Annotated in this window: 9 protein-coding genes; 5 read left to right on the top strand and 4 right to left on the bottom strand. The window is 41.3% G+C overall.

All coding sequences use genetic code 11. The features are described 5' to 3' along the window. Positions 1-9: 9 nt before the first annotated feature. Genes J2X77_RS09035 through J2X77_RS09020 form a run of 4 tightly spaced genes read right to left on the bottom strand, consistent with a single transcriptional unit; the run spans position 10 to position 7,667 of the window. Positions 10-1,248: a DUF4998 domain-containing protein gene (locus tag J2X77_RS09035; protein WP_307187366.1), complete on the bottom strand. Its 1,239-nt coding sequence runs from the start codon at positions 1,246-1,248 to the stop codon at positions 10-12. 27 nt (positions 1,249-1,275) lie between these two features. Beyond that, positions 1,276-2,472, bottom strand: a complete 1,197-nt coding sequence (locus J2X77_RS09030) for a DUF5000 domain-containing lipoprotein (RefSeq protein ID WP_310080374.1) — start codon at positions 2,470-2,472, stop codon at positions 1,276-1,278. 34 nt (positions 2,473-2,506) lie between these two features. Continuing rightward, on the bottom strand, positions 2,507-4,420 hold the full coding sequence (locus tag J2X77_RS09025) for a RagB/SusD family nutrient uptake outer membrane protein (protein WP_310080372.1): 1,914 nt from the start codon (positions 4,418-4,420) through the stop codon (positions 2,507-2,509). 37 nt (positions 4,421-4,457) lie between these two features. After that, a complete protein-coding gene (locus tag J2X77_RS09020; protein WP_310080370.1) occupies positions 4,458-7,667 on the bottom strand; it encodes a TonB-dependent receptor in 3,210 nt (1,069 codons plus the stop codon). Positions 7,668-8,111: 444 nt separating this feature from the next. Here J2X77_RS09020 and J2X77_RS09015 point away from each other — a divergent pair, with 444 nt between their 5' ends. From J2X77_RS09015 to J2X77_RS08995, 5 genes are all read left to right on the top strand, one after another. After that, complete coding sequence (locus J2X77_RS09015; RefSeq protein ID WP_310080368.1) at positions 8,112-9,683, top strand: DUF4832 domain-containing protein; 1,572 nt, start codon at positions 8,112-8,114, stop codon at positions 9,681-9,683. A gap of 34 nt (positions 9,684-9,717) precedes the next feature. Beyond that, on the top strand, positions 9,718-11,508 hold the full coding sequence (locus J2X77_RS09010; protein WP_310080366.1) for a glycoside hydrolase family 2 TIM barrel-domain containing protein: 1,791 nt from the start codon (positions 9,718-9,720) through the stop codon (positions 11,506-11,508). Between the two features lie 99 nt (positions 11,509-11,607). Continuing rightward, positions 11,608-14,280: a sugar-binding domain-containing protein gene (locus tag J2X77_RS09005; protein ID WP_310080364.1), complete on the top strand. Its 2,673-nt coding sequence runs from the start codon at positions 11,608-11,610 to the stop codon at positions 14,278-14,280. A gap of 14 nt (positions 14,281-14,294) precedes the next feature. Then, positions 14,295-15,065: a hypothetical protein gene (locus tag J2X77_RS09000; protein WP_310080362.1), complete on the top strand. Its 771-nt coding sequence runs from the start codon at positions 14,295-14,297 to the stop codon at positions 15,063-15,065. Positions 15,066-15,266: 201 nt separating this feature from the next. Beyond that, complete coding sequence (locus tag J2X77_RS08995; RefSeq protein WP_310080359.1) at positions 15,267-19,331, top strand: response regulator; 4,065 nt, start codon at positions 15,267-15,269, stop codon at positions 19,329-19,331. Positions 19,332-19,333: the final 2 nt, after the last annotated feature.

The following is a 19,333-nucleotide window of genomic DNA, read 5'->3' as shown; positions in this document are numbered from 1 at the left end:
CTATTTTGGTTATAATTTTTCAAAGATCATATTGCCAGAGACTTTAAAATAAGAGCCGTCTGAAGCGGTTCCATTCATGTTTCCTAGAAAACCTAAGGTTACAGGTCCCGCTTCTGTTACGGTAAATTCGAATATTGCACTGCTTCCAGATAGGGTTTGAAAGCCTAAGGCTGTATTCAAGGCGGATTGATCGGGTAAGGCATTGCCTTTTGCGGCGATGAGGTGAACGACACCTGCGCTGCCTTTGTCAATCTTTGAGACTGTAAAACGATATTTTCCGGGCTGTAGGTTGGTTGTTTGATAGATCTTACCATTAACTATCGGCGCTAAGTTGGGTGAGGGTGAGGCCCATTGCCACCAACCGGCTTCCAAAGATAAACAGGCTTTTTTATCCCGAATTTCAATTCCGCCATAATATTTGCCGTCAGCTGTCTTGAAGTTCTTTGCCGCATCATTCACAAGCCACACAGCCGGTGTACCCCAGCGATCGCCGCCCATGGCCGAAGTCTCGAAAGGAAAGTTCATGTTTTTTAGATAGACCTCTTTTGGCGATATATTTGCGGAATAATTGGTGTAGAATGTGTCGATACTTAAGGAATCCGGAACAAATAATGTACGGTAGCGGAGTGGTTTGCCAGGCATAAAGTCTGCTAAAATGCTTTTGCCAAGTTTAATGGAGTCTCTTTGTATAATCAATTTACCTGAAGTATTGGTATACTCCACTTCCGTAAACTGAGCACCGCTGGTCAGATCGATCCCCCCCCAATTGACGGTGGTTTTTTGATCTCCTGCGAAATAATCAACAGCATACATTGGTCTGTTGATAAGACCTGAACTAAATCGTTCACCATAAGACACGCCGGTCTTAAATACACTTAGCGACTTGTTGCCTTGGGCGTCGTAGGTGATAAGTTCAAAATTGTGTACCCCTTCGCTTATCTTGAGTGAAATTTTTAAGGTATCTACGCCTGCTGTACGATTGACTTTTACCTCAGTCGAATCTTGCCGATTATCCCAGTATATTTTGAGACGCTCCACCTTGGGGTCTGCCATAAATAATCCAGTAATATAGACGCGCTCTTTACCCGAGAAGACCTTTACGGAATCAATTTTGCCGGTGTAGGAAATTTCACCGCCTTCCAGGTACTTTTTATAATCATCACTCTTTGAACAGCAAAGGAAAGAAAGCATGGCCATGCTAAGCAAGGGCATGATAAAGAATGTTTTAATATGTGGTACTTTCATCATAGTCTAATTGATAATAAAAAAGTGATCTTAACGTGGATCGCCATAAACCTGTAGCTCGGCGATGGACATAAAAGAAGATCCTTGCCAATTTTTAATAGTCTTGATGCGCAGATAACGCACCTTTGGCGCACTGACATCAAAGTCAAAGCTTAAACCCGCATTGGCGAGTTGGTAATCTTCATCTGTTTGTTGTCCCATAGGTAATCCAGAGGGCTTTTTGCTTTCAAATGTACCCAAACGCGTCCAGTTGTTCCAGCTTCCGTCCGAAGGAGGATTGTCGGAGCCCCATACTTCAAAAAACCGTACATTACCCCCATAATAGTACATGCGGCCGTTATTGGTATATTCAGGATAGTCCCAGATGACAATCCTACTCATTTTGGCCAGCTTACCGGTATCAAATGTAACCCATTGTGGACCGTTCACAGTGACATCAGTCAACGATATGTTGGGCCAGTTAATAATGTCCCCATCCCACATTTTAGAAAGTCCCGTAGAAGAATATTGTTGTTTAGAATCCGTCGGTAATGTAACTGCAGTATACCTCGATTTTGGAAGTGGCTGTTCAAACAGCGGTGTCAAGGTGGTGACCAGTGTATCAGTAAAATTCATGTACTTGTCTCTCACGGTAATCGCAAATTGTTTGGGATTAGGAGCAAAACCGCGGATCGTACGTGAAATCTGTTTTGCGGAGGTGTAGATATTATCGACAGAAGGCACCCATTCACCCAAGGAGTCAACCATCACCATCACCGTTAGATTTTTTTCCGACTCGTTTTCAGCCGTGATCCGAATGCCACCAAAAGCTGGAATGGCCTCCAAACTTCGGAAAGTATTCCAGATCGGGTTTTCTAAAGGAGTTACGGAGACTTCGATCGGCGCCGAACTGACTTCACTTCTATTTACGGCATAGAGCTTAATTGGATGCGGATTTGTATCTGCAAAACCTTCCACCAACAGTGAGTTGTTATAGTAGGAGGATTTTACCTCCATTTCTTTGCCCGATTTTAATTGGTAGACAGCTTTGACATATAATAGATCCTGATCCTTTGGTAAGGTATAGGTAATCCGTGCGGCCCCAGCCAAGTTTTCGACTTTCACATTACTCACTTGACCTGGTGCTGCGCTGTTTACGACAGGGGCAACCTGAATTTCTTCTTTACAGTTTTGGAATAAGATGCAGAAGAAAAATATAGCCTGCATCATTTTTCTGTTTATATTCATATCGTTATGACTTTAAGGATAAAATTAAAAAGCGCTACCATCCAAGACTTTGTGTCAATGAAGGATTTACGGTTAATTCGCCTTGAGCAATTGGCCAGAAATAATCTCTAGGCGCTACAAATGTCTGCTGAAATAAGGTTCTTATCTGGTAGTAATCTGCGCTGACCTCTTGGTTTACACTCCATCCGGTAATGTTTTGGTTGAAGTATTTGACGGCCAATTTCCAACGTCTTAAGTCCCAATAACGTTTCCCTTCAAACGCCAATTCGATCATGCGTTCGCGTCGGATAATTTCGCGAAGACCTTCTTTGGTTGTCGGCTTGTCAGGGTTTGAAGAAAATTGACTCCAAGAAGATAGTACACCTGGAATTCCTGCACGTTCACGAATGCGGTCTACATATGTGTATACTTCATTGGAAGGACCATTTGCCTCATTTAATGCCTCTGCGTACATCAGATAAATATCACTTAACCGCATGTTCGGCCAAGGGTAGGACTTATAACTGACTCCGTTGCTGCTAAATGCTTGCTCCCAATTGACTAATTTTTTAAGAAAATATCCAGTTTCATTGATCCATCCATGGTTATTCGCGCCGGCAGGCTGATTTAACTTTGCCTGCACATAATAAGTGTCTTCATCTGAGAGGCTTTTAGTATCAAACTTAAACCAGATACCACCGTCAAAACCCAAGTCAGCATAAAAGCGTGGCTCGCGGTCAAAGTTTAGACGTGCCGTGGTATATCCTTCTTTGATATAGTAGCGATCTGCAGCGGTGGCCACACGTAAGGTTGACTTATCGTTAAAGTCTAAAGTTTTATCCTCGTTGATGGGTACACCATTTTTTGTATAAAACATTTCCGCAATTTTTAGCGGTGCGCTGAGGTGCTGCCTTGCTGTACCGACCACTGCCTCTGGAGTTAACAGCGGCATCGCATCTCGCTGTATATTCCATGCCTGATAATTGGGGTTTGCCCAAATGTGTTCAGCAGACCAGCGCTCATTGAAAGCTAAATTAATGCCTAGCACCTTTGCTGTTGCATCGCTCATCTTAAACTGCCCATATTCAGCCTTATTGAAAGGGAAGAAACGGATACCCGCTGCATCGGCAGATTCAATTGCAGCTTTAGCGGCCTCCGCAGCTTTGGTCCATTTTGAGGCATCGTATGAAGGATTGAAAAGCTGTTCACCTTTGCTATTTCGCATCGACTGATAATCTGTATTTCCGTTGAATAAAGGGCTTGCCGCAGTGAGCAATACTTCAGCTTTTACAGCCTGAATGATGGGTTTAGTCACCCGGCCTAATTCTGCTGCTTTGTTCGGAATAATTAAGGGGACAGCTTTTTGCGCTGCGGAATCTAACAAAGTAACGATGTAATTGACAACCTCATCCACAGGACGTTGTTCTACGCGTACAGCTGACTGGTTTGCATCAAGTGATATATTATTTTCAACCACAGGAATTGGACCATATTGACGGAATAACAAATAATGATAATATGCTTTTAGAAACAGTACTTCTCCAATCCATCGCGAACGATCGTCAACGGAGAGATCGGGTACTTTGGATAGATCAGAAACATTTTCCAAAAAGATATTGCAATCTCGGATAGCGGTCCATAAGCCACCTCTCCAAGAGTCTACTAGCGGTTGGTTCACATTTTGCCCGCCGCGCGCGATTCGCCAGTTGTTAGCCGGATAGATTTCACGTTGGGCGACAGGTAGCCAAACTTCGTCGCCAGCGAGAAATCCAATGTTGCTTTGAGCATCCGAATTATTGGGTAACCATGCATAACAAGTGAAGAGAAATTTCTCAGCTTCATTTCGTAAGGAAAAGGCATTGTCAATTGTCGCCACGTTGTCCGGAACGACGTCGATATAATCTTTGCAGGCAGAAACACCAAAAGCACTAAACAAGAGGCATGCTAAATAGGTGGCTGTCTTTTTCATATTTTTATTTTTCATTATTTCTCGGTTGTAGTTAACATTAAAAGCCCAGTTGTAAACCAATGTTGTAAACGGACTGAATCGGATAACCTATTCCTTTTCCTCCCATTTCGACATCCCACATCTTAAAGGAGCTTAAGGCAAATAAATTCATTCCGTTGGCATAAACCCGTAGGTTTTTTGCTCTGATACGTTTCATCAGACTTTCTTTAAAAGTATAGCCGACTTCGACTGTTTTCAATCTCAAGAAAGCTCCACTGCGCATCCACCAGGTACTTCTCTGATTATTATTTGCAATTATGTTTTCACTTAGGCGAGGCCAGAAGGCATAAAGGTTGCGGTTTTCCTCACTCCAATAGCTGTCAGCAATGACCTGTAAAAGCCCATTTTGTGAACCACCATTTAAATAGAAAGGAGAGATATTCTCAGAATTTATGAAAAAAGAAGAGCGTGCAGAACCTTGAAAGTAAAAGCTAAAGTCTAAGCCCTTTCCACCCACAGTACCACCAAATCCATAGATCATTTCAGGTGTCGTTGGGTAACCTATTGCGACACGGTCTAGGTCTGTAATCTGTCCATCGCCATTGACGTCACGGTATTTGATATCTCCTCCAAGATAATCCAACCCTGGTTTTCCGAACTGTACAGGAGAATTCAGTACTTCTTGATCATCCACAAATAGACGCTCAGCGATGTAACCAAACTCTTGGGATGCTGAAGTTCCTACCGTATAGCGGCTAGCCTCTTTGTAAGCAGGTTCATCCACAATCAATTTTTTGCTCACTGCATAGGTCATCGTGCCCCGACCCTGAATATACCAGCTGTCGCCGAAATTCTTATTATAATTTAGCGTAAGATCGACCCCTTTACTTTCTGCTTTATTGGTATTGGCAACAATAGGAGCCCGCAGCCCCATGGTACTCGGTATATAAGATCGACCAGTGAGAATATTGCTCCGTACCTGTTTGTAGACATCTACATTTAATTCGAGGTCTTTAAAGAGGCCTAGTTCAAGTCCTAAGTTTGTCTGCCGCGATCGTTCCCAAGTGATATCCTGATTGGCATAACGACGAATGGCAATGGTCGGTCTGTTATAGCCCGAAAGCTCACCAAATGCGATCGGAAAATCGTTCATATTTACATCAGATAAATAGAAAAAGCGATCTTGCGAACGGCCTATCTGATCGTTACCGGCAAAACCATGCGTGGCGCGAATTTTTAGTTTTGAAATGACCTCTTTGACAGGTTCAAAAAATGCTTCGTTGGATATATTGTAACTAAGCCCAAAGGAAGGAAAAAAACCTAAACGACGATTTTTGGCAAAGCGTTCTGAACCGTTGTAACCAAAGTTGAATTCGGCAATATAACGATCATCGAAATTGTAAGAAAAGCGACCAGATAGACCGATATTGCGTGAAGGTAGCGAGAGTTGCAAGTTTCCGGCATTTCCACTCAATGAATTCTGAACTAATCCGATGACTGTGGCACCTACATTGTGCTTGCCAAAAGCATGATTATAGCTCGCAATTGCATGTGCGTAAAACATCGAGTTGACTTCTTTTGCAGATTCCGAATAATCGAGGTATTCGGTACCGACCGTACCGATCGATCCCAGTGAGCCATCGTTCATGACGCGCAGGCTTAAATCGCCATAGGCATCAGCAGATGCGGTGTAATAGAAAGGGTTATATTTTCGGTTTACTTCAAAATAGGCATAGCGTTTTAGGTAAGTCATGGCTGTAAGGCTCAAACCTGGAATCAATGCATTCAGATTTTGATTAATTTGGATTTGCGGCATTATTGTAGAGGTATTAAACTCTTGATAACCACGGACCATTTCGGCATACGGATTTACAAATAAACCACCATTTCTATTGAGTGCATTACCAAATAAAGGATGATTCATGTAAGGCATATACGAAGATGGATAGATCGCAGGGAACATGACAGGATTCGACCATATTGCCCGTCTGAACGTAGCTGCTCCGCCGTTGATACGGCTCCCGTTTTCATCTGTACTACCTATAGGTCCATTGTAATCGTCAAATTGCGCGTATACCCGTACAATACCAACCGTAGTAGGCGTAAAGTTGATATCAATATTCGAACGGACTGAATAATTTTTTAACTTGATATTGTTATTGAAATTGTTGATTCCATTCATCTTTAAAATACCATTATCGATATTATAGGTTCCCGACAGATAGTACTTTGCTTTTGCTCCACCGCCACTGATATTTAAGTTGTTGCGCTGGTTTAATGTGTAGTCTTTTATGAGTTGGTCAATCCAATTGTTATTTGGATACAGTAGCGGATTGTCTCCGGCTCGTGTGTGATCAATTTTGTTCTGCCAATAGGGAAGTCCTTGTCCGCTGGCGGCATCTGCTGGTCTAGTTAAATAAGCCTCGTTGGCCATTTCCATATAGCGGATGTTGTCTGCAAATTTAAAATTGCGCGTATTCGTAGAAATGTTACTTTCGGTGCGGAATTCGAATTTTGTAACACCTTCTTTCCCCAGTTTCGTTGTGATCAGTACAACACCATTTGCCCCGCGGGCACCATACATTGCTGCTGCATTGGCATCCCTGAGCACAGAAAAGCTCGCGATATCGTCTGGTTGCAAACGGGCCATGTCGGTAGGTGAGGACTCGATGTTATCGATAAGAATCAGCGGGTCCTGTTTTCCAGTTCCGAAACTTCCAAGTCCCCGAATAAAGAAATTGGCATTGTCAGATCCAGGCTCACCGCTCCGTTGAAAGGCAATCATACCAGCAACCCTTCCCGCAAGCATCGTTGTCAGGTTACTTGTTGGTCCTTTTAATTCCTTGGGATTAATTGTGGTTACCGAGCCGACGACAGACGCTCTTTTTTCACGTTGTCCAAAACCCGTAACAACAACATCATCAATAACATTTTCGTTTAGTTTGATTTGAGCATCTAAGGTGATGGTGTTGTTGGCATCTATTTTTTTTCCGATCAAGGAAATTTCCTGGCGGGCATAGCCGACACTACTAAATACTAATGTTGCCGTTTTGCTGGCATTTAGTACATATCGACCATTTCCGTCCGTGGATACGCGAAGAGTGCCTCCCAAAACACTTACCGTGACGCCTGATAAGGTTGTACCGTCATTTTCTGAGGAGACCTTTCCTTGTACCCGAACTTGTTGAGCAAGGGCTGCAAAACAAGTTGCCGTCATTAGAAACATAAAAATTCCTAGACGAGATTTAATCTTCTTCCATCTTTTCATTAATAAGAATTTTGGTTATAAATTGAGTTATGTTAATACAATTATCGTCACAACAAACTGTATAATTCGAGGGGATTTACAGCAAAAGAAGGGGGTGAAATCGTCTTTTTTAGCATGTTTTGTGCCGAATCTTAGCGCTATGAGGTTCAGCAAGTTTTCTAACGTATTCAGCATACAAGAATATGGGAGACTAAGGACCTTTACATTAATTTCATCGACCGCTGTTTCAAATGCGATGATTAGAGCCATTTTGTACAAAAATGAACCATTTCTGAACGATTCAGTACCCCCGTAGCAATCGACTATAGCTATTTTTGCACCGTACCTCAATAAATCATTTTATTATTAAACCAGCCCAATAAATGATAAAGTGTAGTAATGGGCTGCGGAAAAGGGGAACAGCAACCAATAACCAATACACATCATAATATATTCTGATACGAAATGATAAACAGGAAAATAATCTCTCATGGTATAGTAAGTATTTTGTCACTCTTATTTTGTACATCCGCTTTTTCTGGCTTTTCTCAGAAAAATAAAAGCGATTCAAACAACTCTGCGTATATCCTATTGAAGCCAAAGTACGATGGTCAATCAGTCTTGCGCAATCCTTTAAATGGCTGGGTAATGTATGCGCCGCGGAATGCAGATGATACGTATTGGGATATCGAATATTTTGTGCCAGCCTTGGGTAAAAAAGTAAAAGTCATTGATTACGCTTCGGCATGTTATGTACGTACAAGTTGGTCATCGCTGAATCCCAGTGACGGTGTTTATGCCTGGAATAATCCGAGTTCTAAAATAGGTAAGCTTCTGAAAGGGGCGCAGAAGAGAGGGCTACCCATCGCGCTCCGCATTGTGGTTGATGGTCGCGACCAAGGTCAAAATACACCCAAATTTGTTTTTGATCAAGGCGCTAAATATTATCTGGAAAATGAAAACCATCCAGATAGGCAAACTCCCTATCCGCAGGATGCGGTATTCAGAAAGTACTATAGCAAATTTATAACCGCCTTAGCTCAAGAATTTAATGACCCTGAAAAAACTTCATTTATTGATGCGTATGGCTTGGGAAAATGGGGCGAGGCACATTATGTAGTTTATGAAGATCCGAAAACAGCAACTCCCGAAAGTACTGAAAAAATAAAGGAAGAGACCTTGGAATGGGTAACCAACTTATATGCTAAGGCCTTTACCGAAGTACCTTTAGTTATTAACTATCACCGCTTGGTAGGGCATCCCGAAAGTTGGGGAGCTGTAAATCCAAACAGCGAACGCTTATTGGATAAAGCCATTGATAAAGGCTATAGTCTGCGCCAAGATGCTTTTGGTATGACAGGTTATTATCAGAGCTGGGAAAAGAATTTTGCCAAGAAATGGAATTTCAAACGTCCCATTATTATGGAGGGCGGCTGGATTATTGCTCCGGGCAAGCATCGTTATTGGACAGATCCCAGTGGAAAATATAGAGAAGGGCACGACGAGGATGTTAGGAAGGGCGAGTTTGATTTGTCGGCTGAAGCGCATGTGAATATGATGGATTTCAGAGCGGGAGGGGAAACCGAGTCTTGGTTTAAGTCCTTTGATCTGGTTCAACGGTTTACTGCAGAGGGGGGATATCGTGTCTATCCGGACCAGATCAAATTACCTCAAGATATCCGTTCCGGTGCTGCAGCCTTAATTTCCCATCGTTGGCAAAATATGGGCTGGGGTTACCTACCAAATAATATTCCGCAGTGGAACTATAAATATAAAGTAGCTTTTGCGTTGTTAGATGCTAGCGGGAATGTGAAGAAGATTTTTATTGATCATCAGAGCGAACCCTCTGTATGGTTGAAAGGTGCTGGTGTGAATTACAACCTAAAAGTAAAAATAGATCTACCTGCCGGAATTTACAGCTGGGCTGTTGCCATTGTGGATACGACAAAAGATAGTAAACCAGCAATTCAACTCGCACTCAATGAAGAGTTAACTCCACGGGGATGGACCAAACTGTCGGTTATACGGGTGAAATAGAAAATGAAGATTGTATAAAAAAATAACATCTATTATGGTAAAGCTGATCAATCTATCTTTAGTATGGTCTCTATTTTTTAATCTGTTAGCATTTCATCTTGTTGCTCAGCAAAATATGACTAATGCGTATGGTAGGCGTGTACAATCATTAAATGGTAAGTGGGATGCCATTGTCGATTTATATGACCAGGGTAGGAAAAGCAAAATTTATCTCAATAAAAAACCGGAAAACAAGACCGACTTCTACGAATATGCTTTCGAAAATGGTATTCGTTTAAACGTGCCTTCGGATTGGAACAGCCAGATGCCCGAACTTAAATACTATGAAGGTACCATTTGGTATGGCCGTAAGTTCGATGCAGTGGAAGAAAGCGGAGATAGGCTGTTTTTATATTTTGGTGCTGTAAGTTACCGTTGTCGTATTTATCTCAATGGCAAAGAGATTGGACAACATGAAGGAGGCTTCACTCCGTTTCAGGTTGAAATAACAGATGCTGTGAAAGAAAATGATAATTTTTTGGTCGTTGAGGTCAATAATACCCGTCGGATAGATGCCATTCCAGCAATGGCGTTTGATTGGTGGAACTACGGCGGCATTACCCGTGATGTTTTTCTAGTCAGCACACCGAAAGTTTTTATTGACGATTATTTTATCCAATTGGACAAAAACAAAAGCGATAAAATCAATGCTCAGGTAAAACTTTCAGAAAAGTTGGCCAATTCTTCCGTGACCATCGAAATACCAGAATTACAACTAAAACGAACACTTGAGACGAACGCTTTTGGAAAAGTAGAAACGTCTTTTACATCAACAGAAATCAAACGTTGGTCGCCGGCTGTACCAAAATTGTATCATGTCAAGATATCTACCCAAACAGACAAAATAGAAGAGGAGATCGGCTTTCGCAATATTGGGGTGAAGGGGGAAGATATCTTGCTGAATGGCCAACCTATTTTTCTGAAGTCGATTTCATTTCATGAGGAAATACCTCAACGTGAAGGCCGTGCTTTTTCGCAGTCAGATGCATTGATGTTGCTTTGTGAAGCTAAGGCTTTGGGCTGTAACATGATTCGCTTGGCACATTATCCACAGAATGAATATATCGTGCGAATGGCAGAAAAAATGGGTTTCATGTTATGGGAGGAAATTCCCATCTGGCAGGGAATCGATTTTGAAAATGAATCGACCAAGAAAAAAGCGGTTAAAATGATGCGTGAAATGATTGCGCGTGATAAAAACCGTTGCGCACTTACCTTTTGGGGGGTAGCTAACGAAACCCAACCTTCCGAACAAAGAAATGCTTTCATCAGGCACTTGATTGCAACATGCCGATCCATGGACACAACACGACTTATTACGGCTGCTTTTGACCTGGTTCGTTTTAATAAAGAAAAAGAAATCTTTGTCATGGACGACCCTTTCATTAAAGAGCTGGATGTGGTAGCGGTGAATAAATATTTAGGCTGGTACCACCATTGGCCAGTTTCCCCTGATAAAGCTGTATGGGACGTGGCAAAAGGGCAGCCTTTGATTATCTCCGAATTCGGCGGGGAGGCCCTTTATGGAAAGACGGGCGAAAAGGATGTTGCTAGTTCATGGAGTGAAGATTACCAAGCAACTTTATACAAAGACAACTTGAAAATGTTTAAGCACATTCCAAACCTACGCGGAATTTCACCTTGGGTGTTATTTGATTTCCGTTCGCCTTTCCGTTTTCATCCGACTAACCAAGGGGGATGGAATAGAAAAGGGTTAGTATCGGATCAAGGTTATCGAAAGAAAGCATGGTATCTTATAAAGGAATATTATGAGAATAATTTATAGAAATGAATGAAAGTAGAGAAAAGAGTAAATCACAAAATGAACATATACAAAACAGGTAGATTCAAATACTGTAAACTAATATGTTTACTGTGGCTTTTAGTGCATACAACGTTATTGGAAGCGCAAGATGTCGTGGATTTATCCGGTACTTGGGGTTTCCAGACTGATGTGATGGATTTTCGTAGGGGTTCGCTGTCGCCTCGGTATAATCACGTATTACAAGGGACGATTAAACTTCCGGGTATTACAGATGATTATCATATAGGGTATCAAACTCCCTATAAATATATTGACCGTCTGACCCGAAAATATGAATACATGGGTCCGGCATGGTACCAACGTGATATCGAAATCCCTGCTGACTGGAAAGGGAAAAAAATATTTCTCTATTTTGAACGTACCCATTGGTTGAGTTCGATTTTTGTAGACACCAAAGAAGTTAGCAGCATCGATTATGTCAGCGTGCCGCACAACCACGATCTGAGTGCATTTTTAAAACCGGGAAAGACGCATCGCATTACCATTTGTATCGATAATCGATTTCAGTACAATACGCACAAATGGAATCATGCACATACAGAATTTACGCAAATTAACTGGAATGGCATCTTGGGTGATATGAAATTGATGGCCGTAGATCCGGTCTACGTCGACGATTTTCAGGTATATCCAAACATAGCCGATCAGTCTATAAAAGTAAAGTTAAAGGTAAATAATACGACTAAAAAGCAGATAAATGGTCAGGTATCCTTTGCTATCGCCGGAACAAACTATAGTCTCAAGCATCAAGTTGCCATCGTAAGTACTGATTCATTAAATTTTGTAGAGGCCAATATTCCCTTAGGAAAACGCATTAAATTGTGGGATGAGTTTAACCCAAATCTCTATCGGATTAGCTGCCAGTTGAATACTTCCGATGGTAACAATAGCTATAAGCATGAGAAATCGACCACCTTTGGTATGCGCGAAGTGAGGCAGGGAAAAAATCATATACTGCTCAATAATCATGCGATACATTTACGGGGTAATGTCGAAAATGCGGTTTTTCCAAAAACCGGACATGCTCCGCTTGATGATGGCTCTTGGGAAAGAATTATGATGCTGATGAAGAACTACGGCATGAACCATTTACGTTTCCATTCTTGGTGCCCTCCGGCTGCTGCCTTTCGCATGGCAGACAAACACGGAATATATTTTGAGGTGGAAATGCCTATGTGGGGCAAAGATGCCGAACCGGACGAAGGAAGATATAACTTTTTCCGCCGGGAAATTAAAGCTATTTTAAAAGAATATGGCAATCACCCGTCTTTTGTTCTTTACTGCAATGGCAATGAAATTACAGGCAATTTCGACTTTATTGAGGAATTGACTGCGGAAGGTAGAAAAGCTGATCCGCGCCATCTGTATAGTGGTTCTACGGCGCGAACACGGGTTAAGTCAGATCAATATTACGTATCGCAACAAACCAACAAAGGTGCGGTGAAGGTTTATGAGGGGCTACCCGGCACCGACTGGGATAAGAACATGGAATCTGATGTAGATGTGCCTGTTATCTCGCACGAGTCGGGACAACGTTGTATCTACCCAAATTTTGATGAGATAAAGAAATATGCAAACAGTCCGGTGGAGGCCCGAAATTTTGAGGTTTTTCGAGACCTATTACAAAAGAATGGCATGTTGGATCAGGCAAAAGATTTCTTTAGGGCATCTGGTGCTCTGACGGTACTGGAATACAAAGCCGTTATCGAAGCCTTATTGCGCTCGGGTAAATCCGCTGGTTTCCAGCTCTTGTCGATGAACGATTTTCCAGGGCAAGGCTACGCTCCAGTCGGTATTTTTGATCCCTTCTGGGACTCAAAGGGACTGGTTACTGCCGATAAATTCCGCGAGTTTTGCGCGCCCACTGTCGCATTACTGCGGTACGAAAAAAGCAGTTTCTTCAATACAGAAACATTTAAAGGTAAAGCGGAAGTGTATAACTTTAGCAATTCCGTACTCGAAAATGCCACAATTAAATGGTGGTTGACGGATACCGCAGGCAGTGTATTGCAAAAGGGTACGCTTAAAAAGCAAACCATTGCCAACGAAAATGTATCGCCGGTGGGTGAATTTGAGGTTCCCCTAAAAAATATCCGCAGCCAAAAGGTTACTGTTCATCTTGCAGTTAATGATTCTATTAAAAATAGCTGGGACATTTGGGTATATCCCAAACATCAAAATCTGATGCAGTCTACAGATAAGGTTTTGTACACCGATGTCTATGATGATGTTGCAAAAAGCCAGCTGGCTCAGGGAAAAACGGTGGTTCTCTATGCTTCGCCAGACAAAATAAAAGGTCGAAAATCACTATTTCATAATCATTTTTGGAACCCTATTATGTTTGCTTGGGCACCAATGACGATCGGCAACCTGGTCCATCATCAACAGGGCATGTTTAAAGATTTCCTTACTTCATACCATACTGATTGGCAATGGTGGGATATCCTTAATCATGCAAAAGTAATTGAAATGCAAGATGCCCCACAACAACTTCGTCCGTTTATACAGGTCATTGACAGCTATGATAACAACCAAAAATTAGGTATAGGTTTCGAAGCCCAACTGAACGGCGGAAAACTTCTGGTAATGGCATTAGATACAAAGACCGATATGGATAATCGCCCGGCCACCCAACAATTGTTGTACAGTATGGATAACTATGTTAAAAGTGCGAAATTCTCGCCACAAGTTGCCGTGGATGAGACTTTTATTCAATCATTTTTAATAAAATAAAGAAGAGTTAAACGATGATAAGAGCATTTATCTGGACGCTAACAGCGTTTTTGTTAGGGCAATCCCTAAAGGCACAGGAAGTGATGGTAGAATGGAAAGCCGGAGTATCACAGATCTATAAAAAAACCGTCGAGGCTGAAAGTCCGTTATCTTTTAACGATTTGAACGTCGAATTTGGCTATGTGCTTTATCAGACCGAGATTACTACGGATGCCGAAAGTGAAGAACTAGCATTAGAAAATGTACGCGATTATGCGGTGGTCTATGTGGACGGCATGTTACAGGGAACTCTGACGGATCAAGATAGAAAACTGGTGATTAAAACGGGTTCGGGCACACATATACTTCAATTTTATGTGGAGAATATCGGGCGAATCACCTATGGGCCAGAAATTACAGACAATTCAAAGGGGGTGTTTGGTGCGGTTACTTTAGCTGGAAACGAACTGCATAACTGGAAAATGATCCCCTTGGAAGCACGTAATTATCCACTTAAAAATCTGATTTTTGAACGAAGTGCACCCCCTAGTGGCCCCGGTTTTTACCAAGGTCAGTTCGAAATTAATCCGTCACAAAGCAAGTATCTTAATATGACAGGGTGGGGGATGGGAGAAGTTTGGATAAATCAAAAATATTTAGGGTCTTATTGGGAAGAAGAAAAACAACAGTCATTGTTAATCCCGTCAGATTATTTATTACCCGACCACAATGAACTGGTGATATTCGAACTAAAAAACAAGCAACAAACGAAGATAAATTTGTCTCCTACTCCTGTTTTTAAGTAGATTGGCGTTTTTTGATTGATTTGGATTTCACTTGCTGAAAAAGAACTTAAGCCATAATTTGGACGTGACTCTTTGTATAATAAAATGAGAATCGTAGTTTAACGGAATACTGTTCGTAAATAATATCGCTGAGCATTTTGATTGCAACTCGTATCGGTAAATCTCTGATTAAACTGTAAGCAGCTTTAGAAACATCTGTAAATGAATAAATACAGTCTAATAATTTGTTTTTTTATTTTCTGGGGACAATGTGTTCTCGGTATTGATCTTTCGAGATACCGGTTTCACCTCATGCCCGAAACTTCGTATTATGGCGGTATACAAAGCATTGCCAAAGACAGTTTAGGGCGTATGTGGTATACCGGACCCGATGCACTTTTCATGTATGATGGCAATAGCTTTTATCAGTTAAACGATATCGTTTCGGCGATGAAGCCAAAGCAGAAATGGGGCTATGGTTCTTTAATTTGCGATAGAAAAGGAAATCTATTTTTAGCGTCGGGGCAGGGTTTGTTAAAATTTAATTACGAACGGTTTTCATTTCATATCGTTGTCCCCGGAGTAATTCGTTCAGTTTGTGTACATCATGATGGTCAAGTTTACATGCTCTCGGAAAATAGTTTACTCCGCTATAATCCACAAAATGAACGCATAGAAAGTTTTTTGTTGCCCAAAAACAAGTCTTTTCAAAATATATTGAGTGTCAAAGACCAGGTATTTTTAACGCAAGATGCAATCTTACATACCGTAGAAATGTCTAAAAAGCGCCTTGTTCAGTTTGCGGATTTTAGCAATACAGCAAATCAGGTAAACGATGTAGTTGAATACCGTGGGCTATATTACTTTTTAACACCGCGGGGAGGAATACATGTCACAGATTTGACAGGTAATTTAAAGCAGAAAATTCCGGTAGCCGTTGCTGGAAATTCATTCGTTTTAACGAAAAAAATGTACTTGGACCAAACTGGGGTGATCTGGGTGGCTACCCAGGGTGGATTATTCCTTTATGATCCCGCCAATGAAGGTAGCAGCACCTTGCGGATGAACCTGAACGATATTTATTCATTGCCCAATAACTCCATTTGGACAATCTATCCAGATCCGGATCAGGGTGTTTGGATAGGTACCTACGGCGGTAAAATCGCCTATTGCTCACTTTACGATTCGAGAGTACGTTACTTTAAACCGAGCCCTGGCGGTCTGAATCATCCCATTGTCAGTAGTTTTCAGGAAGATCATCTGGGAAATATATGGATCGGTACAGAGGGGGGGAGCCTAAATTACTGGAATAGGAAAAAAGATCAGTTTATCAATCCCGAAAAGTCGCAGGATAGGGGGCCAAGTCCCAATATGATTAAGCGGCTTAAGTTTGACGAAGCAAGCAAGAGCCTGTTAATTTCTGCCTATAATGGTGGAATTGGCAGTTATGATGTAAACAATCAGCGTTTCAATAGTTTCGATTTCCGCTCTCCGGAAAGCCAGCAACTGCTGACGGTGTATGATTTTGCAAACGATCAGGAAGGTAACTGGTGGATGACAGATCCCGACAAATCATTTTTATATTGTAAGAACCGGCAAGGTCCGATAGAAATGGTTAGAATCAAGGATTCCAAAGGCAATAAGTTGAATCTGGAAGTAGAAGCATTATATGTGAATAATCAAAATCAGCTCTGTTTAATTAGCCATCAGGGATTTTTTGTCGTAAATACTCATACGCTAACCGTTTTAAAGCACTATATGGTCAAGGATGCTTCCTATTCTGCAAATAATCTGTGCAGTTATGCCGTGGCTTCGAATGGCGATGTATGGCTAGGGACCTTAGGGAAAGGTGTAAACGTGCTCAAAAGAGACGGAACGTATATCAATTATAGTGCAAGTAATGGTTTTCCGGCAAAAATGGTATTCGGTATTTTAGAAGATGCTTTTACGAAAAATGTGTGGTTAAGTACCAGTGATGGTCTTTTTTTCTTCGATTTGAAATCCAGGAAATTTGAAAAAGCGAGATTCTACCAGGAAGATAATATCGGCTCATTTTACATACATGCTGCTTACAAAACTTCCAAAGGCGAAATGCTGTTTGGCGGCACTAATGGCTTTTTACTTTTTGATCCTACGTACCTCAATAAAAATCCGCAAAAACCAAAAGTTTTCTTTACAGGATTTCTGGTGAACAATACCTTGGTGAAACCTGATGACGGATCGTCGATTTTGTCCAAAGACATTGGAAGCCTGTCCAACCAAAAGGGAGATAAGATAAGGCTTTCTAGTAATCAGTCTAATGTCGAAATTAAGTTTTCGGCGAATAGCTATCTATTTGCCGAAAAGAATCAGTTTGCTTATCGGATGTTAGGGCTTGGCGAAGATTGGCAAATTAGTCATCCCAACCAGAAATCTGTACAGTTTCTCAACCTCCCGGGCGGAGATTATACCTTCGAAATCAAGTCTTCCAACAATGATGGGCTATGGGGGGATCAAATATCACGATTATACATCCACGTCGATCCCCCATTTTTCTTGTCCTGGTGGGCCTATTGTTTCTATGCAGCTTTTGCATTTGCATTGCTGTTTTTTATTATGCGATATTATAGTGATAAAAGAGTTTTTAAGGAGCGGTTGGCACTTGAGCGTTTAAGAGAACACAATATGCAAGAGCTGAATCAGGCACGTATCGACTTTTTTACCAATATTTCGCACGATCTAAAAACACCACTAACCTTGGTATTACAGCCGCTTAAGCAACTCAAAGAGACTATTGTGGCCAATGATACTGCTTTGGTTTACATGGATTTAATAGAGCGGAATGTCACCAGAATACAACGCATGATTAGCCAATTGCTGCGTTTTCGGGAAATTGAGAGCCAAAAAATTACGCTCAATCCGCAGGTTGGTGATTTTATCAATTTTGTAAGGGATATATTTAGCCTATTTGAGCTCTACGCCAATAAAAAAGGCGTGGAAACCCATATTTCCGCGTACAAGGACAATTTATATGTTGCCTTTGATTATGATGTTATCGAAAAAATATTGACTAATCTGTTCTCAAATGCCCTAAAATATACACCCGATAATGGTTATGTGGGCGTACGTATCTATAACGCCACGCCCGAAGAAAAAGAACGGTTTTCTTCCTTAGATCCGACAGAAATCGAATACATTTCCATTGAAGTTATAAATACCGGCGATTGTTTTTCGGAAGAACAGATAGCGACGCTTTACACTTCTTTCAATCGCCTATCTTCTCATCGGCCAACTTTTGAAGAAAGTTCAGGACTTGGACTTGCCATAGTGAAAGAACTGGTAGAGGTGCTTGAGGGTAAAATATGGATGGTCAATAAGACCGATAAAATTTCATTTACCATTTCCCTACCTTTAAGAAAACAGGCCAGGGCAGGCGACATGCAACCTAACGTATACGATTACACCGTTTCTGAAATTGACGATATTATCACACAGGATATTGCAACGCCCGAAACCGGGGCTATCTCCATAAAAAAAACAGATAATATCCTGCTCATTGAAGATGACCAACAACTCCGGGGTTATTTGGAACAACGTCTGGCTGAAAAATATAATGTATATGCGGCAAGTGACGGAGAAGAGGGGTTAATAAAAGCTGAAAAAATCTATCCGCAGCTCATTATTACCGATCTAATCATGCCTAATCGGAGCGGTCTGGATGTGTGTCGTAGCCTGAGGCAAAACTTCAAGACTAGCCATATTCCCATTATTATGATTTCGGGTACCGGAGATGACAATCAGAATAAAATAAAAGCATTGGAATTTGGTGCAAATGTATTTATTGATAAACCTTTTCATATTGACTATCTGTTGCAACAAACAGAAACCATTTTAAGAAACCAGCAGGAATTAAAAGAAAAATACAGCAAACATTTTCAAGTGGATCCGTCCAATGTTACCGTCACGTCGATGGACGAGGAGCTATTAGTTAAGGCCATTCAGGTCATTGAAGAAAACATTGCTAACGCCAGTTATTCCGTAGAGGACTTTGTGGCTGACATGAACGTGGGCAGAACCATTCTATATCAAAAGATAAACGATATTGTGGGAATGTCGATCAAAGAGTTTATTCTGAATATGCGCTTGAAAAGAAGCGCTTATCTGTTGGAGAAATCAGATTTGACCATTGCGGAAGTTGCTTATCAGACCGGGTTTAACAATGCCAAATACTTTAGTGTCTGTTTTAAAAAACAGTTTGAACTGAGCCCTTCAGACTTTAAGAAGAAAGTTTCCAGCGGGAATAAATAAAA

It is taken from the genome of Sphingobacterium sp. 2149 (assembly GCF_031455655.1).
In the GTDB taxonomy this organism is placed as follows: Bacteria; Bacteroidota; Bacteroidia; order Sphingobacteriales; family Sphingobacteriaceae; genus Sphingobacterium.
This window is presented reverse-complemented; position numbering and strand designations above follow the sequence as displayed.

What these genes read in the sequence shown, in the direction of transcription:
- J2X77_RS09025 (WP_310080372.1), bottom strand. Translation starts at nt 4,420, where the DNA reads ATGAAAAAGACAGCCACCTATTTAGCATGCCTCTTGTTTAGTGCTTTT.
- J2X77_RS09035 (WP_307187366.1), bottom strand. Translation starts at nt 1,248, where the DNA reads ATGATGAAAGTACCACATATTAAAACATTCTTTATCATGCCCTTGCTT.
- J2X77_RS09030 (WP_310080374.1), bottom strand. Translation starts at nt 2,472, where the DNA reads ATGAATATAAACAGAAAAATGATGCAGGCTATATTTTTCTTCTGCATC.
- J2X77_RS08995 (WP_310080359.1), top strand. Translation starts at nt 15,267, where the DNA reads ATGAATAAATACAGTCTAATAATTTGTTTTTTTATTTTCTGGGGACAA.
- J2X77_RS09020 (WP_310080370.1), bottom strand. Translation starts at nt 7,667, where the DNA reads ATGAAAAGATGGAAGAAGATTAAATCTCGTCTAGGAATTTTTATGTTT.
- J2X77_RS09000 (WP_310080362.1), top strand. Translation starts at nt 14,295, where the DNA reads ATGATAAGAGCATTTATCTGGACGCTAACAGCGTTTTTGTTAGGGCAA.
- J2X77_RS09010 (WP_310080366.1), top strand. Translation starts at nt 9,718, where the DNA reads ATGGTAAAGCTGATCAATCTATCTTTAGTATGGTCTCTATTTTTTAAT.
- J2X77_RS09015 (WP_310080368.1), top strand. Translation starts at nt 8,112, where the DNA reads ATGATAAACAGGAAAATAATCTCTCATGGTATAGTAAGTATTTTGTCA.